At 73.3% G+C, this 17,348-nt stretch carries 19 protein-coding genes; 10 read left to right on the top strand and 9 right to left on the bottom strand.

Features of this window, described 5'->3' with window-relative positions:
- Nucleotides 1-3 precede the first annotated feature (3 nt).
- From BLU82_RS01490 to BLU82_RS01465, 6 genes are all read right to left on the bottom strand, one after another.
- Complete coding sequence (locus tag BLU82_RS01490; protein ID WP_092614645.1) at nt 4-1,185, bottom strand: hypothetical protein; 1,182 nt, start codon at nt 1,183-1,185, stop codon at nt 4-6.
- Entirely contained in the window at nt 1,182-1,517 is a 336-nt protein-coding gene (locus BLU82_RS01485) for a PadR family transcriptional regulator (RefSeq protein ID WP_092614642.1), read from the bottom strand. The genes BLU82_RS01490 and BLU82_RS01485 overlap by 4 nt, the downstream gene beginning before the upstream one ends.
- 149 nt (nt 1,518-1,666) lie before the next feature.
- Entirely contained in the window at nt 1,667-3,883 is a 2,217-nt protein-coding gene (locus tag BLU82_RS01480) for a cation-translocating P-type ATPase (protein ID WP_092614639.1), read from the bottom strand.
- Nucleotides 3,880-4,803, bottom strand: coding sequence for a hypothetical protein (locus tag BLU82_RS01475; protein WP_092614636.1), 924 nt, complete (start codon nt 4,801-4,803; stop codon nt 3,880-3,882). Before BLU82_RS01475 ends, BLU82_RS01480 begins: the two co-directional genes overlap by 4 nt.
- A gap of 24 nt (nt 4,804-4,827) precedes the next feature.
- Nucleotides 4,828-5,037, bottom strand: coding sequence for a heavy-metal-associated domain-containing protein (locus tag BLU82_RS01470; RefSeq protein WP_092614633.1), 210 nt, complete (start codon nt 5,035-5,037; stop codon nt 4,828-4,830).
- Between the two features lie 42 nt (nt 5,038-5,079).
- Nucleotides 5,080-5,391, bottom strand: coding sequence for a metal-sensitive transcriptional regulator (locus BLU82_RS01465; RefSeq protein ID WP_092614630.1), 312 nt, complete (start codon nt 5,389-5,391; stop codon nt 5,080-5,082).
- 208 nt (nt 5,392-5,599) lie between these two features.
- Between BLU82_RS01465 and BLU82_RS01460 the strand changes: the two genes are divergently transcribed.
- The 4 genes from BLU82_RS01460 to BLU82_RS01445 all read left to right on the top strand — a co-directional run bounded on the left by BLU82_RS01460 (nt 5,600) and on the right by BLU82_RS01445 (nt 7,768).
- Complete coding sequence (locus tag BLU82_RS01460) at nt 5,600-6,208, top strand: dihydrofolate reductase family protein (RefSeq protein WP_092614627.1); 609 nt, start codon at nt 5,600-5,602, stop codon at nt 6,206-6,208.
- Nucleotides 6,209-6,280: 72 nt separating this feature from the next.
- Nucleotides 6,281-6,856, top strand: coding sequence for a dihydrofolate reductase family protein (locus BLU82_RS01455; protein WP_092614623.1), 576 nt, complete (start codon nt 6,281-6,283; stop codon nt 6,854-6,856).
- Nucleotides 6,857-6,881: 25 nt separating this feature from the next.
- Nucleotides 6,882-7,484: a uridine kinase gene (locus BLU82_RS01450; RefSeq protein WP_092614620.1), complete on the top strand. Its 603-nt coding sequence runs from the start codon at nt 6,882-6,884 to the stop codon at nt 7,482-7,484.
- Nucleotides 7,485-7,555: 71 nt separating this feature from the next.
- Nucleotides 7,556-7,768 carry a PspC domain-containing protein gene (locus BLU82_RS01445; protein WP_092614616.1) on the top strand — a complete coding sequence of 71 codons (213 nt, stop codon included), beginning with the start codon at nt 7,556-7,558 and terminating at the stop codon, nt 7,766-7,768.
- Here the strand turns inward: BLU82_RS01445 and BLU82_RS01440 are convergent.
- On the bottom strand, nt 7,749-8,879 hold the full coding sequence (locus tag BLU82_RS01440; RefSeq protein ID WP_092614613.1) for an adenosine deaminase: 1,131 nt from the start codon (nt 8,877-8,879) through the stop codon (nt 7,749-7,751). The two genes, BLU82_RS01445 and BLU82_RS01440, sit on opposite strands and share 20 nt — an antisense overlap.
- Nucleotides 8,880-8,942: 63 nt before the next feature.
- On the opposite strand from BLU82_RS01440, the gene BLU82_RS01435 reads away from it, so the two are divergent.
- From BLU82_RS01435 to pta, 3 genes are read left to right on the top strand one after another with little or no spacing between them, the layout of a single operon-like run.
- Nucleotides 8,943-9,464, top strand: coding sequence for a hypothetical protein (locus tag BLU82_RS01435; protein ID WP_092614610.1), 522 nt, complete (start codon nt 8,943-8,945; stop codon nt 9,462-9,464).
- A complete protein-coding gene (locus BLU82_RS01430; RefSeq protein WP_092614607.1) occupies nt 9,464-9,952 on the top strand; it encodes a DUF421 domain-containing protein in 489 nt (162 codons plus the stop codon). Before BLU82_RS01435 ends, BLU82_RS01430 begins: the two co-directional genes overlap by 1 nt.
- 53 nt (nt 9,953-10,005) lie before the next feature.
- Nucleotides 10,006-12,156: a phosphate acetyltransferase gene (gene pta / locus BLU82_RS01425; protein WP_092614603.1), complete on the top strand. Its 2,151-nt coding sequence runs from the start codon at nt 10,006-10,008 to the stop codon at nt 12,154-12,156.
- 413 nt (nt 12,157-12,569) lie between these two features.
- On the opposite strand, the gene BLU82_RS01420 is transcribed toward pta, so the two are convergent.
- Nucleotides 12,570-13,535, bottom strand: a complete 966-nt coding sequence (locus BLU82_RS01420) for an LLM class flavin-dependent oxidoreductase (protein WP_197682668.1) — start codon at nt 13,533-13,535, stop codon at nt 12,570-12,572.
- Between the two features lie 44 nt (nt 13,536-13,579).
- Between BLU82_RS01420 and BLU82_RS01415 the strand changes: the two genes are divergently transcribed.
- From BLU82_RS01415 to BLU82_RS01405, 3 genes are all read left to right on the top strand, one after another.
- The gene (locus BLU82_RS01415) at nt 13,580-14,728 is read left to right on the top strand and encodes an acetate/propionate family kinase (RefSeq protein WP_092614599.1); all 1,149 of its coding nucleotides are present in this window, start codon (nt 13,580-13,582) and stop codon (nt 14,726-14,728) included.
- An 88-nt stretch (nt 14,729-14,816) separates the two neighbouring features.
- A complete protein-coding gene (locus tag BLU82_RS01410) occupies nt 14,817-15,215 on the top strand; it encodes a peptidase inhibitor family I36 protein (protein WP_092614595.1) in 399 nt (132 codons plus the stop codon).
- Nucleotides 15,215-16,078 (top strand): hypothetical protein, encoded by an 864-nt coding sequence (locus BLU82_RS01405; RefSeq protein ID WP_092614592.1) that lies wholly within the window; start codon nt 15,215-15,217, stop codon nt 16,076-16,078. The genes BLU82_RS01410 and BLU82_RS01405 overlap by 1 nt, the downstream gene beginning before the upstream one ends.
- Here BLU82_RS01405 and BLU82_RS01400 read toward each other — a convergent pair.
- Nucleotides 16,075-17,325: a hypothetical protein gene (locus BLU82_RS01400; protein WP_092614588.1), complete on the bottom strand. Its 1,251-nt coding sequence runs from the start codon at nt 17,323-17,325 to the stop codon at nt 16,075-16,077. The genes BLU82_RS01405 and BLU82_RS01400 overlap by 4 nt on opposite strands.
- Nucleotides 17,326-17,348: the final 23 nt, after the last annotated feature.

Genomic DNA, 17,348 nt, shown 5'->3' with positions numbered 1-17,348 from the left:
CGGTCACTTCAGCGCGTCGGGGTCGGCCGGCGGCGCCGTCACCGTGCCGGGCAGTTGCGGGCCGAACGGCGCGTCCAGGACCGGCTGCCCGCACCGTCCGTCCGGCGTCACCTCGACCGTCAGCCGCGGGAAGACGTGGTCGCCCCAGGGGTTGGCGGCGCTGAACGACTGCTCGTCGTAGGCGCCGTCGTAGCAGTCCTCCTGCCAGCCGAGGTCGACCGGGTTGCCGTCCTGGTCGTAGAGCCGGACGTTCTCGAGCAGGGCGCCGTCGGCGCCGTACGGGAAGATGTTGGTGATCTGCGCGCCGTTGTGGTCGTAGAAGCCCGGGCCCGGGTAGTCGTAGCCGCCGTCGACGTACTGCACGCCGTCCCACGAGGCATTCGTGGCCACGGCTCCGGCCACGGCCAGGCCGCCGATCGCCAGGCCGGCGTTGGCGAGCTGGACGGCGAGCAGCCGCGTCCCGCGAACCTCGCCGGTCGCCGTCCGCCGGCCCAGCCACACCGACCCGACGACCGCGAGCAGGAACACCGCCGCGCTGAACGGCGCGCTGCGGAAGACGGCGTACGCGATCACCGCGACCGCTCCGGCCCGGGCGATCCACCAGGCCGGACGCAGCGAGGTCAGCAGTTCGATGGCAGGCCGCCCCCACGGCATGCCGCGCACCCACTCCTCCACCTGTGCCAGCAGCACCGAGGTCGGCACCTGCCGCAGTTCGGCGACCGGATCCGGGCGCCCGGTCACCAGCAGCAGCGCCGTCGCCACGGCGAGCACGGCGGCGACGATCGCCGGGACGCCGAGGAACGCCGGGGCGCCGCTGAGCCCGAAGAGCGTGTCCACGAACGCCGCCGCCCCCAGACCGACGGCGCTCCAGCCGAAGAACGCGACCATGAACCGGAGGAGCCGCCGGACGAAGCCGGTCCGCTCGCCGCTCGGCTCCGGCTCGGGCTGCGGCAGCCCGGCCGCGGCGCGCAGCTCGGCCGCGTACGCCGCCGGCGCGCCCAGGCGGTCGATCAGCACGCCGACGCTGACGTCGTCGCCGTACTCGGCCGCGACGTGGCCGAGGTGGTCGCGGACGTCCTCGGCGATCTCCGCGAGCTCGTCGGCCGGCAGGTCACCGAGCTCGTCGCGGACCGCGGCGACGTACGTCGCGACGGCCGGGTGGGCGGTGGCCCGGGTGGTGCTCACGCTGCCTCCTTGGTGGCGTGGTGGACCAGCTCCGTCAGCACCCCGGCGAACTCGCGCCACGTCTTGGCCGAGCGTCGCAGCAGGTCGCGGCCGGTGCCGTTGAGGCTGTAGTACTTGCGGTGCGGGCCCTCCTCGGAGGGCACGACGTACGTGGTCAGCGCGCCGGCGTGGTAGAGCCGCCGGAGCGTCCCGTACACCGAGGCGTCGCCGACCTCGGTCAGCCCGGCGGCGCGCAGCCGCCGCACGACGTCATAGCCGTAGCCGTCGTCCTCGCGCAGGACGGCGAGCACGGCGAGGTCGAGCACACCCTTGAGCAGCTGACTGGTGTCCATGGCGGACTATTCTGCATGACGCAGTACCGCGCGTCACGCGACACGCCGTCGTCGGTGAGCGCTCCGCCGCGCCAGGGCGAAACGACGAGGGCGGCGCGACCGCGGTGATTCCGCGAGCCGCGCCACCCAGGGCGAAACGTCGGCCGACGTCAGGCCGCTGCCTTGAACCGGCGCAGCCGGAGGCTGTTCGACACCACGAAGACCGACGAGAACGCCATGGCGGCGCCCGCCAGCATCGGGTTGAGCAGTCCGGCCGCGGCCAGCGGCAGCGCCGCGACGTTGTAGCCGAAGGCCCAGAACAGATTGCCCTTGATGGTCGAGAGCGTGCGCCGGGCCAGCCGGATGGCGTCAGCCGCCGCGTTGAGGTCGCCGCGGACCAGCGTGAGATCGGACGCCTCGATGGCGACGTCGGTGCCGGTGCCCATCGCCAGGCCGAGGTCGGCCTGAGCCAGCGCGGCGGCGTCGTTGACACCGTCGCCGACCATCGCGACGACCTTGCCCTCGCTCTGCAGCCGCTTCACGACGTCGACCTTGTCGGCCGGCAGCACCTCCGCGACCACCTCGTCGATGCCGACCTCGCGGGCCACCGTACGGGCGGTCGCCTCGTTGTCGCCGGTCAGCAGGATCGGGGTCAGCCCCAGACCACGCAGCCGGGCGATCGCGTCGGCGGACGTCGGCTTGACGGCGTCGGCGACCACCAGCACGCCGCGGGCGGCGCCGTCCCACGCGACGGCCACGGCGGTGCGGCCCGCGGCCTCGGCCCGCTCCATCGCCACCTCCAGCGACGGCGGCAGGTGGACGGACCACTCGGCGAGCAGCCGCGGCCGCCCGGCCAGCACCCCGTGCCCGTCGACGACACCCTGGACGCCGAGGCCCTCGACGTTGCGGAAGTCCTCGACGGCCGGCAGCGCGCCGCCCTTCGAGCGGGCGCCGTCGGCGATGGCCTTCGCGATGGGGTGCTCCGACGCGTCCTCCAGCGCTCCGGCCAGCCGCAGCAGCTCGTCGGCGGACTCGTCGTCGGCGGGCACGACGTCGACCAGCGTCATGGTGCCGGTGGTGACCGTGCCGGTCTTGTCGAGCACGACGGTGTCGACGCGGCGGGTCGACTCCAGCACCTGCGGGCCCTTGATGATGATGCCCAGCTGCGCCCCGCGGCCGGTGCCGACCAGCAGCGCCGTCGGCGTGGCCAGGCCCAGCGCGCACGGGCAGGCGATGATCAGCACGGCCACCCCGGCGGCGAACGCCGTTGCGGCCCCGCCGCCGGTGCCCAGCCAGAAGCCCAGCGTGGCGACGGCCAGCCCGATGACGATCGGCACGAAGATGCCGGAGACGCGGTCGGCCAGGCGCTGGACCTCGGCCTTGCCGTTCTGCGCGTCCTCGACCAGCTTGGCCAGCTGCGCGAGCTGGGTGTCGGCGCCGACCCGGGTGGCCCGCACGACCAGCCGGCCGTGCGCGTTGACGGTGGCGCCGGCGACCTCGTCGCCCGCACCGACCTCGACCGGGACGGACTCGCCGGTGAGCATCGACCGGTCGACGGCCGAGGCGCCCTCGGTGACGACGCCGTCGGTGGCGATCTTCTCACCCGGCCGGACCACGAACAGGTCGCCGACGGCGAGGTCGGCCGCCGGGATGCGCTGCTCGACGCCGTCGCGCAGGACGGAGACCTCCTTGGCGCCCAGCTCGAGCAGCGCCCGCAGCGCCGCACCGGCCCGCCGCTTCGACCGGGCCTCGAAATAGCGCCCGGCCAGGATGAACGTGGTGACACCGGCCGCGACCTCGAGGTAGATGTCGCCGGCGCCGCCACCGCGCGAGATGGTGAACTCGAACGGGTGCGTCATGCCCGGCATGCCGGCCGTGCCCCAGAACAGCGCGTACACCGACCAGCTCAGCGCGGCCAGCGTGCCCATGGAGATGAGGGTGTCCATGGTGGCGGTGCCGTGCCGCAGGTTGGTCCAGGCCGCCTTGTGGAACGGCAGCCCGGCGCCCAGCACGATCGGAGCGGCCAGCGTCAGCGACAGCCACTGCCAGTAGTCGAACTGCCAGGCCGGCACCATGGCCAGCAGGATGACCGGCACGCTGAGCACGGCGGACAGGATCAGCCGGTCGCGCAGCGGACGCACCGGGTCGGCCTCCGCCACCTCGGCGACGGACGACTCGGGCTGCGGCAGCCGCGCGGTGTACCCGGCGGACTCGACCGCCTCGATCAGCTCCGCGGTGGCGATGTCGCCGTCGTAGCTGACTCGGGCCTTCTCCGTGGCGTAGTTGACGGTGGCCGTGACGCCCTCGAGCTTGTTCAGCTTCTTCTCGACCCGCATGGCGCACGAGGCGCAGGTCATGCCACCGATGTCGAGGTCGACGGTGCTCATGGGTGATCCTCCGCGGCGATCGTGAACTCCGCGGTACGGACGACACCGTCGTGTTCGAAGTCGAAGAACAGGCGGTAGTCGGCCGCGGACGCGGCGGTGGCGAAGAACGAGACGTCCGGTCCGGACGGTGTGACGCCGTCGCCGGGCTCGCCCTCGGGGTGGACGTGCAGGTAGGCGAGGTCGCCGTCGCGCAGCGCCACCAGGTGGCCGTAGGCGCCGAGGTACGGCTCGAGGTCGGTGACGGGGACGCCGTCGCGGCTGACGGACAGCGTCAGCTTCGACTCGACCCCGGTGTCCATGTGGCCGTCGAGCGTGACGGTGTAGCCGTCGACCTGCGCGGTCGTGCTGGCCGGTGGCAGCGCCGCCGGCTGGTAGTCGCCCGGGACGGACAGGTCGGTTCCGAGCGTCAGGGCCTCGCCCTCGGTGGAGAAGTCGGCGAACAACTTCCACTCGCCGGACGTGAGGTCGAGCGGGACGCTCCAGGTGCCGTCGTCGGCCCGGACCGGGTGGACGTGCTGGTAGCCGGTGAGGTCGCGGCGGACGGCGATGAGGTGCAGTTCCTGCTCGTGCTCGACGTCGTACTCGGTGACTGGGCCGTCGGGCCCGTCGATGGTGAACTGGAGCGGCTGGGCGGGGCCGGCCGGCAGGGTGTCGGCCACCAGCGCGAACGTGTAGCCGTTCTCCGACGACATCAGGCCACCGGGCAGGTGGTCGGCGCCCTCGGCCGACTCGGTGTGGCCCTCTTCCTCCTCGCCCGCTTCGTCTCCGTGCCCGGCCATGCCGGACTCTTCGGACTCGGCCGCCGCGGGCGCGGTGTCGTCGTCGCCGATGGGACCGACGACGCCGCCGACCGCGGCCGCGAGACCGAACGCGCCGGCAAGGCACAGCGCGTAGACGCCGAGCTTGGCCGGCGCGTTCATGGCACTACCTCCGTGGACAGGGGATCAGGACCCGGCGAGCTGATAGCCGGCCTCTTCTACCGCGGCCTTGACGTCGTCGTCGCCGAGCGGCGCCGCGCTGGTGACGTCGACGTTGCCGGTGGCGAGATCGACGTCGACCTGGCTGACGCCGTCGAGCCGGCCGAGCTCTTCGCGGACCGACCCGGCGCAGTGGTCACAGGTCATGCCGACGACGGTGTAGGTAGAAGTGGTCATGGCGATGCCTTCCCTCGGAACGGTGGTGCGTGGACGCGCGAGTCAGGACCGGACGAGCCGGGCGATGGCGTCGGAGGCCTCCTTGACCTTCGCGTCGGCCTCGGCGCCGCCCTGACGGGCCGCCTCGACGACGCAGTGGGCCAGGTGCTCCTCCAGCAGGCCGAGCGCGACCGACTCGAGTGCCTTCGTCATGGCCGAGACCTGCGTGAGGATGTCGATGCAGTACTTCTCCTCGTCCACCATGCGCTGCAGCCCCCGCGCCTGACCCTCGATGCGGGTGAGCCGCTTGAGGTAGTCGTCCTTGCGGTGGATGTAGCCATGGGGGGCGTGGCCCTCGTCCAGTGCCTCGGTCATGTGTCCTCCTCGCGTCGACGCCGATCGTTCCCCTACACGGTACCCAGGTGACGTATCGACGCCTGACACATTCATACACTACCCCCCTAGGGTATGTCCACTCGCGTGACAGCGAAGTGACGCCGAGGCGACGCCGCCCGTGTGGTTCGCTCGGCGCGGACGGCGTCCGGCACCACGCCGGGTGCGCACGAAAGGACAGGACACGATCATGAAATTGACGGCCATCATGCAGGTCACGGTCGACGGCGTGGCGCAGGGCAACGGCGGTGCACACCCCGATCTCGACCCCGGGTTCGTCCGCGGCGGCTGGGCCATGCCGCTGTTCGACGACGAGGCGACGGCCTACGTCGAACAGCGCTGCCAGAGCGCCGACGCGTTCCTGTTCGGCCGGCGGACCTACGAGTTCTTCGCCAGCACCTGGGGCGCGATCGAGGAGATGGCGAACAGCACCATCGGGCAGGTCTTCAACACCCGGCCCAAGTACGTGGCCTCGACCACGCTCACCGACCCGGGCTGGACGCCGGCCACCGTCGTCGCCGGAGCCGACGCCGTCCGCGAGCTGAAGGCCGCGCCAGGCGGGGAGCTGCAGGTGCACGGCAGCATCGCCCTGGTGCGCTGGCTGCTCGAGAACGACCTCGTCGACGAGTTGGAGCTGCTCGTCTTCCCGGTCGTCGTCGGCGAGGGCACCAGGCTGTTCCCCGACGCCGGCCCGGACCACGCGCTCGACCTGGCCGGGTCGCGAGCCTTCCCGAAGGGCGTCGTCGCTCAGGTCTACCGGCCGGCCGGGCGGGCGACGTACGCACCGGTGGCCCTCTGACCGCGCGATGTCGAAACGGGCCCAACCCGTTCGTTGCGGGTATGAGCGACCCATCGATCAGAGGAGGGCACCATGACCGCCACCTACACCTTCGACGTCTTCTCCAGTCTCGACGGCTTCGGCGCCGCCACCGGCGACTGGACCGGCTACTGGGGCAAACAGGGCCCGGAGCTGCTCGAGCACCGCCTCTCGCTGTACGACGAGGAGCAGCGCATGGTCTTCGGCGCCACCACCTATCGCGCGTTCGCGCAGATGCTGGCCGAGAGCTCCGAGGGCGACGACGTCCGCGACCCCTGGGTCACCCGCATGCGGAACCTGCCCGCGACCGTCGTCTCGTCCACGCTGCGCGCACCGCTCGACTGGCCGGACGCGACCGTGGCGAGCGGCGACGCCGTCGACGTCGTCGCCCGGCTCAAGGAGGAGTCGGCGGTGCCGTTGCGCTCGCACGGCAGCCTGTCGATGAACCGGGCGCTGCTGGCGGCGGGGCTGGTCGACCGCGTCCAGGTGACGCTCTTCCCGGTCATCACCGGGCGGTCCGGAGCCGACCCGATCTTCCAGGGAGCGGCCGACTTCGACCTCGAGCTGATCGAGACCCGCACACTCGACGGCCGCACCCAGGAGCTGGTCTACCGGCCCACGCTGCACTGACGGGCGCGTGACAGACTGTTCGCCCGTGCACCGTGTCGTCCTTCTCGCCGGCCCGTCGGGCAGCGGCAAGTCCCGGCTGGCCCGCGAGAGCGGGCTGCCGGTGCTGAACCTCGACCACTTCTACCGCGACGGCGACGACCCCGGCATGCCGCGCCACCCGGAGCTGGGCATCGTCGACTGGGACGATCCCCGCGCCTGGGACGCCGAGCGCGCCGTCGACACGCTGGTCCAGCTCAGCCGCACCGGCAGCGCGCAGATCCCGGTGTACGACATCGCGCACGACCGCACCGTCGGCACCGAGCCGTTCACCGTCGGCACGGCGCCGGTGTTCGTCGCCGAAGGGCTGTTCGCGGCCGACATCGTGGACGAGTGCCGGTCGCGGGGCATCCTGGCCGACGCCATCGTGCTGCGCCGCAAGCCGTGGAAGAACTTCGTGCGCCGGCTCGCCCGCGACCTCGCCGAGCGCCGCAAGCCGCCGCTGACGTTGCTGCGCCGCGGCCGCGAGCTGATGCGCACCGAGCGGGCGATCGTCGAACGGCAGTGCGCCCTCGGCGCCCGGCCGGCCGACGCGCAGCAGGTGCGGGACGCGCTCAGGGGCGCCGCCGGCGCGCCCTCCGGGAAGCCCTGACCTGCGGCCTCCGGGTCGGACCATCCGCGAGACGGACGTCTTTGCGGCGCCCGCGGACCTACCGTTGAGGTATGAGCACAAGCAGCTACTTCTCTGAGGCCCGGGGCGGCCTGGTCCGCCCGACCGGCAACCGCATGATCGGCGGCGTCTGCGCCGGCCTGGCCCGGCGGTTCGGCATGAAGACGCGCACCGTGCGCATCCTCTTCCTGCTGTCCTGCCTGCTGCCCGGCCCGCAGGTGCTCGCCTACCTGGCGCTCTGGATCATCATGCCGAACGAGGACTGACCCCCGCCGACCGCACGCGGTCGAACGCCCGCTGGGCGCCCAGCGCGGCGTACCCGGGCTTGACGACGTCGTTGATCAGCGCCAGCCGCTGGTCGAACGGGATGAACGCACTCTTCAGCGCATTGACCGTGAACCACTCGAAGTCGGGCAGGTCGTAGCCGAAGGCGTCGGCCAGCAGCGCGAACTCGCGGGACATCGACGTCCCGCTCATCAGCCGGTTGTCGGTGTTGACGGTGACCCGGAAGCGCAGCCGCGCGAGCAGGCCGAACGGGTGCTCGGCGATCGAGCCCGCGGCCCCGGTCTGGATGTTCGACGACGGGCACAGCTCCAGCGGGATCCGCTTGTCGCGGACGTACGCCGCCAGCCGCCCCAGCGTCACCGAGCCGTCGGCCGCTACCGCGACGTCGTCGATGATGCGCACGCCGTGGCCCAGGCGATCGGCCCCGCACCACTGCAGCGCCTCCCAGATCGACGGCAGCCCGAACGCCTCGCCGGCGTGGATGGTGAAGTGCGCGTTCTCGCGACGCAGGTACTCGAACGCGTCGAGGTGGCGGGTGGGCGGGAAGCCGGCCTCGGCGCCGGCGATGTCGAAGCCGACGACGCCGGCCTCGCGGTTCGCGACCGCAAGCTCGGCGATCTCGCGGGACCGCGCGGCGTGCCGCATGGCCGTCAGCAGCGTCGCGACCCGGATGGGCCGGCCCGCCGCGGCCGCCCGCGTCTCGCCCAGCCGGAACCCCTGCTCGACCGCCGCGACGACCTCCGCCAACGACAGGCCGCCCTTCAGGTGCTGCTCGGGCGCATACCGCACCTCGGCGTAGACGACGCCGTCTGCGGCGAGGTCCTCGGCGCACTCGGCGGCCACCCGCACCAGCGCGTCGTGGGTCTGCATGACCGCGACCGTGTGCTCGAACGTCGCCAGGTACCGCTCCAGCGACAGCGAGTCGGCGGCGTCGGTGAACCACTGCCGCAGGCTGTGCTCGTCGGCGGCCGGCAGCTCGTGCCCGGCCTCCCCCGCCAGCTCGAGGACGGTGGCCGGCCGCAGCCCGCCGTCGAGGTGGTCGTGCAGCAGCACCTTCGGTGCGGCCAGGATCTCGGCGTCGGTCGGTCGCATGCTCCGACGCTACCCCGGCGCGGCACCCACGGCGCCGGTGGCGCCCCCGGTAGAACGGTGGATGTGACCCAGCACCTGGCCACCCTGCCGACCAGCCGGGACGCCTCCGCGTCGCGCCGCGGCCGGAACCTGCGCCGCGTGGGCATCGTGGCGCTGTGCGCGCTCGTGGCGGCCGCGCTGGCGGGGCTGCTCGGACCACGGGCCGCCGTCACGTCCGTGGCCGGCGGCGGCTACGAGCTCACCGTCCGGCACGCGCAGATCACCCGTCCGAGCATCCCCCAGCCGCTGGAGATCACCGTCCGGCACGACGGCGGCTTCGGCGGGCCGGTCACGCTGTCGATCAGCAAGGACCTGCTGGACCGCGCCGACTTCAACGACTGGTACCCCAACCCCGACGGCGAGACGGCCGGACCGGACCACGTGGTGTACGAGTTCGCCCCGCCCGACGGCGACGTCCTGCACGTCTTGCTCGACGCGCGGACGGCACCCGGCCAGCTACCCAACTCGCGGCGGCACACCGTCGCCGTCCTCGACCAGGGCGTCGTGGTGGCCGAGGCGGAGTTCCGGATGACGGTGCTCCCCTGATGGACATCGTCATCCGCGCCGCCGTCGTCTTCGTGATCCTGTGGCTGGTGCTCCGGGTGTCGGGGAAGCGGCAGGTCACGCAGCTGTCCGCGTTCGACCTCATCCTGCTGGTCACGTTGGGCGACCTCATCAGCCAGACCGTCCTGCAGGAGGATCTCTCGCTCACCGGCGGCACGCTGGCGGTCGCCACGTTCGCCCTGCTGTCGATCCTGCTGTCCTGGCTGAGCTGGCGGTTCAAGCGCTCACGGAAGGTGTTCGAGGGCGAGCCGACGGTCGTCATCAAGGACGGCCACGTCGACGACGAGGTGCTGCGCTACGAGCGGCTGCCGATCGACGACGTGCTCGAGGCCGCGCGCGAGCACGGCATCCGCGACCTCGGCGACGTCGACCTCATGGTGCTGGAGACCGACGGCACGTTCTCCGTCTTCACCCGGTCGGACGCGGGCGGGAACGACGAGCCGCCGAAACGGGGCGCAGAGGCGATGTGACTCGCCGGGGCGGACGCCGCACGAGGTGCACCGTGGCGATATAGCCTCACGGGGTGGCTCGCAGCGTCTACGTGGCATCGGTGACGGGCGAGACCGGGAAGTCGACGGTCGCGCTCGGCGCGCTGGAGGCGCTCACCCGCCGGCTGGGCCGGGTCGGGGTGTTCCGCCCGGTGGTCCGGTCCGGCGCCCAGCCCGACTACGTCCTGGAACTGTTGCTCGAGCACGACGGCGTCGACCTGCCGTACGACGTGTGCGCGGGCGTCACCTACGAGGACGTGCACGCCGACCCAGACGCCGCGATGAGCACGATCCTCGGCCGGTACCGCACGGTCGCCGCGCAGTGCGAGGCGGTCGTCATCGTCGGCAGCGACTACACCGACGTCGAGAGCCCAACGGAGTTCTCCTTCAACGCGCGGGTGGCGGCGAACCTCGGCGCGCCGGTCGTGCTGGTGCTCAACGGCCACGACCGCTCGCCGGCCGACCTTCGCGCCGTCGCCGAGCTCGCCACCGCGGAGCTGGCCGCGAACTACGGCACGCTGGCCGCGCTGATCGCCAACCGGGTGCCGCCGGGCGCGCTCGACGACGCCTGCGCGGCGCTGGGCGAGCTCGGCCCGGCGTGGGCGCTGCCCGAGGAGCCGCTGCTGTCGGCGCCGACGATGGCCGACCTCGTCGCCGCGTCCGGCGGCGAGCTGTTCCGCGGCGACGCGTCGCGGCTGGGCCGCGAGGTCGGCGGGCTGGTCGTCGCCGGCATGACGCTGCCGCACGTGCTCGACCGCCTGTTCGACGACGCCGTCGTCATCACCCCCGCCGACCGCACCGACGTGCTGCTCGGCGTGGTGGCGGCGCACGCGGCGAAGACGTTCCCGACGCTGGCCGGCATCGTGCTGAACGGCGGCTTCGAGCTGCCGCCGCAGATCGTCCGGCTGATGGACGGCCTCGACGTCGGGCTGCCGATCGTCACCGCGCCGGGCGACACGTTCGGGACGGCGACGGCGCTGGCGGCGGTGCGCGGCCGGTTGACCTACGACGCCACCCGCAAGGTGCAGACAGCGCTGGCCCTCTTCGATCGCCACGTCGACGCCGGCGACCTGCTCGACCGCCTCGACGTCACCCGCAGCGACGTCGTCACGCCGCTGATGTTCGAGCACGATCTGATCGATCGAGCCCGCGGCAAGCCGATTTCCGGCGTCGCAGGAGTTGCGCGGCTCGGCCGCCGGCGGCACATCGTGCTGCCCGAGGGCACCGAGGAGCGCATCCTGCGCGCCGCCGACACCGTCCTGCGCCGCGGCATCGCCGACCTCACGCTGCTCGGCCCGCCGGCCGACGTCGCGGCGGCGGCCGACCGCGTCGGTGTCGACATCGGCGCCGCCGACATCGTCGACCCGCGCGAGAGCGAGCTGCGCGGCCGGTTCGCGCACGAGTACTCGCGGCTGCGCGCGCACCGCGGCGTCACCCAGGAGGCGGCCTGGGACCAGGTCGCCGACGTCTCCTACTTCGGCACGATGATGGTGCAGCTCGGCCTCGCCGACGGCATGGTGTCCGGCGCCGCGCACACCACGGCGCACACCATCAGGCCGGCGTTCGAGGTCATCAAGACGCTCCCCGGCACGTCGATCGTGTCGAGCGTGTTCTTCATGTGCCTGCGCGACCGCGTGCTGGTCTACGGCGACTGCGCCGTCAACCCCGACCCCACGGCCGAGCAGCTGGCCGACATCGCGATCTCGTCGGCCGAGACGGCGGCGCAGTTCGGCGTGGCGCCGCGGGTCGCGATGCTCTCGTACTCGACCGGCTCCTCCGGCTCGGGCTCCGACGTCGACAAGGTCCGCACGGCGACGTCGCTGGTGCGCGAGCGCCGCCCCGACCTCGAGGTCGAGGGCCCGATCCAGTACGACGCCGCCGTCGACGCCAGCGTCGCCCGTGCCAAGCTGCCCGGCAGCGAGGTGGCCGGCCGGGCGACGGTGTTCGTCTTCCCCGACCTCAACACCGGCAACAACACCTACAAGGCGGTGCAGCGCAGCGCCGGCGCCGTAGCCGTCGGGCCGGTGCTGCAAGGCTTGCGCAAGCCGGTGAACGACCTCTCGCGCGGCGCACTGGTCCGCGACATCGTCAACACGATCGCGATCACCGCGATCCAGGCGCAGTCGGTTCCGCCCGCGGAGCCGGAGCCAGAGACGGGGCCGAAGCCAGAGGCGGCAGCCTCGTGACCATGGCCGCGGCCGCAGTCCGGGCCGCTGCCACACGGGCCGAGGCCGCTGCCACAGACCAGGCCGAGGCCACCACCACAGACCGGGCCGCGGCCGCTGCCCGAGCCGCCGCCGTGCTCCGGGCCGAGGCCCAAGCCGCCGCCGCAGTCCAGGCCGCCGTCCGGGCCGAGGCCGCCACCGCAGTCCAGGCCGCCGTCCGGGCCGAGGCCGGCACCGCAGGCCGGACGGAGGTCTGGGCCGCCGCCGTGCTCCGGGCCGAAGCCGCTGCCAAAGCCGCCACCACAGGCCAGGTCGGGACCGCTGGCACACTCCGGGCCGAGTCCCGAGCCGCTGCCACAGTCCAGGCCGCCACCGCGCTCCGGTCCACAGTCCCGACCGGCGTCCGGGGCGGGGATGTCATGACCGCTGCGTCGTCATCGCCGCGCCAGCTCGACCACCTCCGCCAGCTGGGTGCGCGCCGCCTCGACGTCGCGGAGGGGGAAGAGGCCGACGCTCTGGACGCCGGCCTCTTCGAGGCCCCGCAGGTGCTCGGCGGCGTCGTCCATGGTGCCGACCGGCGCCAGCTCGGTCCACCACTCGGACGGCATGGTGGCCAGGCCGTCGACGCCCTTGTCGGCGAAGCGGGCGGCGAGGTCGTCGAAGAACGGCAGCGACGTGTACGGCGTGCGCGGCTCCTGCAGCTGCCCCGCGAGCCACGGCGCCATGGTGCGGTAGGCCTCGACGCGGTCCTTCTTGACGCACAGCACGCCGAACGTCGCGAGGTGGAAGTCGGGGTCGCCGGGCGTGCGGCCGGCCTGCTCCATGGCCCAGCGCACGTACGACGGACTGGCCGGCTCGGCCAGCACCAGCCCGCCGGCGACCCGTCCGGCCAGCGCCAGCGACTTGGGCCCGAACACCCCGGCCAGCACCGGCGGCGGGTCGGCCGGCGGATGCTCGAGCCGGACGGCGTCGAGGTCGACGTAGTGGCCGTGGCTGGTGACCTCGTCGCCCGCGAGCAGCCGCCGCACCGCGACGAGCACCTCTTCCAGCGCGGTGAGCGGCGACACCGGCCGCACGCCCATCTGCGCCATCCACTCCTGCACCCCGTGGCCGATGCCGGGCAGCACCCGGCCGGGGCCCAGCCCGCACAGCGTCGCGATCTCCATGGCCGTGATCGGCGCTGTGCGCGCGACCGCCGGCAGGATGCCCACCCCCACCGTGAGCTGCTCGGTGACCGTCAGCGCGGCGGCCGCCAGGCTGGGACCGGCGGTGTAGAAGCAGTCCTCGATGACCCAGAGCTGCTGGGCGCCGCCGGCGTCGAGCGCGCGGGCGGCCTCGGTGACGAAGGCGGGCGGGAACGTACGGTCGAAGCTCATTCCGACCTGCAGGCGGTTGGTCATGGCCGCACCATAACGGCACCCTCCGACAGGAACGGATTCCCCCGATGACCGTCCTCGTGCTCAACTGCGGATCGTCGTCCATCAAGTACCAGCTGATCGATCCGGACGGACCGGCGCGCCTGGCGAAAGGGATCGTCGAGCGCATCGGCGAGGACGACGGCGTGCCCGATCACGCCGCCGCTCTGCGCCAGGTCGTCGCCGAGCTCGAGCGCGACTGCGGGCCGCTGGCCGAGCTCGGCCTGGCCGCCGTCGGTCACCGCATCGTGCACGGCGGCGACCGCTTCGCCGAGCCCACCCTCGTCGACGACGACGTCGAAAGCGTCATCGACGAGCTGTCGCCGCTGGCGCCGCTGCACAACCCGCCCGGGCTGACGGCGCTGCGGCTGGCCCGGCGCGAGCTGCCCGACGTCCCGCACGTCGCCGTCTTCGACACCGCGTTCCACCAGACGCTGCCGCCGGTCGCCTACACGTACGCCCTCGAGCGCGAGCTCGCCGCCCGGTACGGCGTGCGCCGGTACGGCTTCCACGGCACGTCCGTCTCCTACGTCAGCCGCGCGGCGGCCCGGCTGCTGGACCGCGACCCCGACGACACCAACCTCGTCGTCCTGCACCTCGGCAACGGCGCGTCGGCGACGGCGGTGCGCGGCGGCCGCTCCGTCGACACCTCGATGGGGCTGACGCCGCTGGAGGGCCTGGTCATGGGCACCCGCACCGGCGACATCGACCCCGGAGCGCTGTTCTACCTGCACCGTGAGGCCGGCCTGTCCGTCGACGACCTCGACCGGCTGGCCAACCGGTCCAGCGGGCTGCTCGGCCTCGCCGGCGCGAACGACCTGCGCGAGGTGCACCGGCAGGCCAAGGCCGGCGACGCCGCGGCGCAGCTGGCGCGCGAGCTGTACTGCTACCGCATCCGGCACTACGTGGGCGCGTACCTCGCCGTCCTGGGCCGGGCGCACGCGATCGTCTTCACCGCCGGTGTCGGCGAGAACGACTCGTGGGTGCGGTCGCACTCGCTGGCCGGCCTGCGCCACCTCGGCGTCGAGGTCGACCACGTCCGCAACTCCTTCACCGGCAGCCGCGCCCAGGTCATCTCGCCCGACGAGGCCGACGTCACCGTCCTCGTCGTCCCCACCGACGAGGAGCTGGAGATCGCCCGTCAGGCGTCCGGTCTGGTGGCCGCGCCCGCGTCCTGAAGCAGTCCTGAAGCGTCGATGAAGCAACGTCCCCGCACGCTCGTGGACGGTCGAACGACCTGTCCATGAATTCGGAAAGGGATCCACGTTGAAGAAGCTCAAGATGCTCGCGCTGGCGGCCGTCGCGGCCACCGCCGCGACCGTCGCCGTCGCCGCCCCCGCGTCCGCCGCCGACCAGGACAACCTCTGCCAGTCGAAGGAGCTCTGCCTCTTCTGGGGCAGCAACTACAGCGGCCTGTACAAGGACTTCTACTGGAACGTCCGCGACTTCGGGAACATCCGCTACCCCCACTACGGTGTGCCCGGGGGCGGCGCGGGCGAGCGGGTGAAGAACAACGCAGCCTCCGCCATCAACTGGGACTACGTCACAGCCCGCGTGTACTACAACGAGAACTGGACCGGCCCGTACGACGACGTGCCGCCGCGCGGCCGGCGCAACCTGTACCACACCTGGAACGACAACGCGAGCTTCCGGTTCCTCCCCTGATGCTGCGTCAGGCGGCGGCCGCGCTCGTCCCGCTCGCCCTGGCGATGACGCCGGGCGGGCCGTCCGTGAAGCTGGCCGGCGCACCGCCGGTGGCGCCGGACGTCACGGTCGCCGCCGTCACCGGCACCACCGGCCTCACTCTGCCGGTGACGGAGTACCTGTTGTCCGACGACGACCTGCGGCTGCTGGACGAGGCGCACACCGCCGCGCTCGGCCGGTGCTTCGCACGGGCCGGCGTCGTGCCGCCGGAGCTGCCCAGCCTGGTCCCGTCCGTGCCGGTCACGCACACCGAACGGCGCTACGGGCTGGCCGATCCGGAGCTCGCGGCGGCCAGCGGCTACCACCTGAGCGACGACGACGGCGCGAAGCCGGAGCTGGAGCTGACGGCGGAGCAGGAGCGCGTGCTGTTCGGACCGCCGCAGGCCGACGGCACTCCGGCCGCGGACGGCGGCTGCTCGGGCGAGGCGGTGGCCGCCGTCGGCGGCGACCTCGGCAACCCCGAGGCCGCCCAGCGCGTCGACGTCCGCAGCGTCACGCTGGCCATGAAGGACCCGCGGGTGCGGACGGCGTTCGCCGACTGGTCCGCGTGCATGGCCGATCGCGGTCACGATTACACCACCCCCTGGGACCCGCCGAACGACCCCCGGTTCACCGGCCCGGCGCCGGGCGCCGACGAGGCCGCGGTGGCCGTCGACGACGTCGCCTGCAAGGCGGAGACGAACGTCGTCGGAGTCTGGCACGCCGTCGACGCCGCGCTGCAGACCGTCCTGATCGACGCCGAGCCGGACGTGTTCGCCGGGGTCGCCGCCGAGCGGGCCGACCGGCTCGACCGTGCCCGAGCGGTGCTGGCGGCTCGACCCTAGGACTTGCGGCGGATGCGGTAGCGCAGCACCAGGAACGGCAGCCCGAACAGCGAGAACGCGTGGTCGGCGCGGAGGTCGCCGGCGTCGGACCACACCTGCAGCTCCTCGCCGAACCCCGGCACCGTGAGCGTCGTCAACTCACCGGTGTCGGGGTCGACGACGGTGAGATAGTGCCCGGCGTCGACATGGGCGCCGTGGCTGGACAGCGTCAGCCCGCCGCCCGGGCGCAGCCGCGGCTCCAGCGTCGCGGTGAAGCTGCCGCCGGGCAGCGGGAAGCCGACGCTGACGTAGCCGCGCCCGCCGCGCCGGTAGGTCGTGTAGATGCCGACGTAGATCGGTTCGTCGTCGTCGGCGTAGGAGCGGATCCAGCCGCGCACCCGGGTGCCGTCGGGCTGGTCGACGGTGTCGATGCGGCTGACGACGCCGCGTTGCGCCTGGCGCTGGTTCATCGGCACGTTGGCCTGGCCGAGCGGCCGCGCGAGCGCCGTCCGGTACAGCAGGTAGCCCGGGCGCACCCAGGACCGCCACTCGGGCTCGATGTCGAGCGCGAACCGGGTCGTGTGCTCGTAGAACTCGCGCACCAGCGGGTCGACCGCGGTGGGATAGAAGTCGCCGCCGACCAGCTCGTCCAGCGACGCGACGATGCCGACGTCCGCGGCGTCGCGGGTGTAGTCGCCGTCCAGCTCGGTGGCGAGGGTGCGGACGAAGTCGGTGCCGACGTAGCGGCCCTGCGCGGCCAGCGGCACCACGAACGGCAGGTCGTCGGGTGCGGCCCGCTCGGCCAGCAGCGTCACCTGCGGGTCGCGGAACAGCGCGGCCGCGGCCAGCCGGTACGCGACGACGGTGACGGCGGCGGCCTGCGCGGGCGTGCGGTTCGCGACGACGGGGCGCACCGCCAGCCCGACGGCCGGGCCGAGCGCGACCTTCTGCGGCCGGACGCCCAGTCCACCGGCCACGCCGCCGGCCGCCAGCGCCACCCGGGCGGCCGGTTGCCGGGTCAGGGCGCCGGCCGCCCAGCCCAGCGGCGCGGCGACCGCGCCGCTGGCGAGGATGCGGTGCGGCAGCGCGGGGATCTCGTCCGGCCGCTGCCGCCGCCGGGCCACGTACTCCGACGCCGCGAGCACGGCCGCGCCGGCCAGCGCGCCGAGCCCGGCCGTCCGCCGTCCTCGTCCGGCCCCCAGCGCGGCGCCCGCCAGCCCGCCCAGCACCGCCGCCGTCGACACCTGCTCGGTCAGCTTCGAGGCCATGGCCACTCCTCCGGGCGCGACGA

It is taken from the genome of Jiangella sp. DSM 45060 (genome assembly GCF_900105175.1).
Classification (GTDB): domain Bacteria; phylum Actinomycetota; class Actinomycetes; order Jiangellales; family Jiangellaceae; genus Jiangella.
This window is presented reverse-complemented; position numbering and strand designations above follow the sequence as displayed.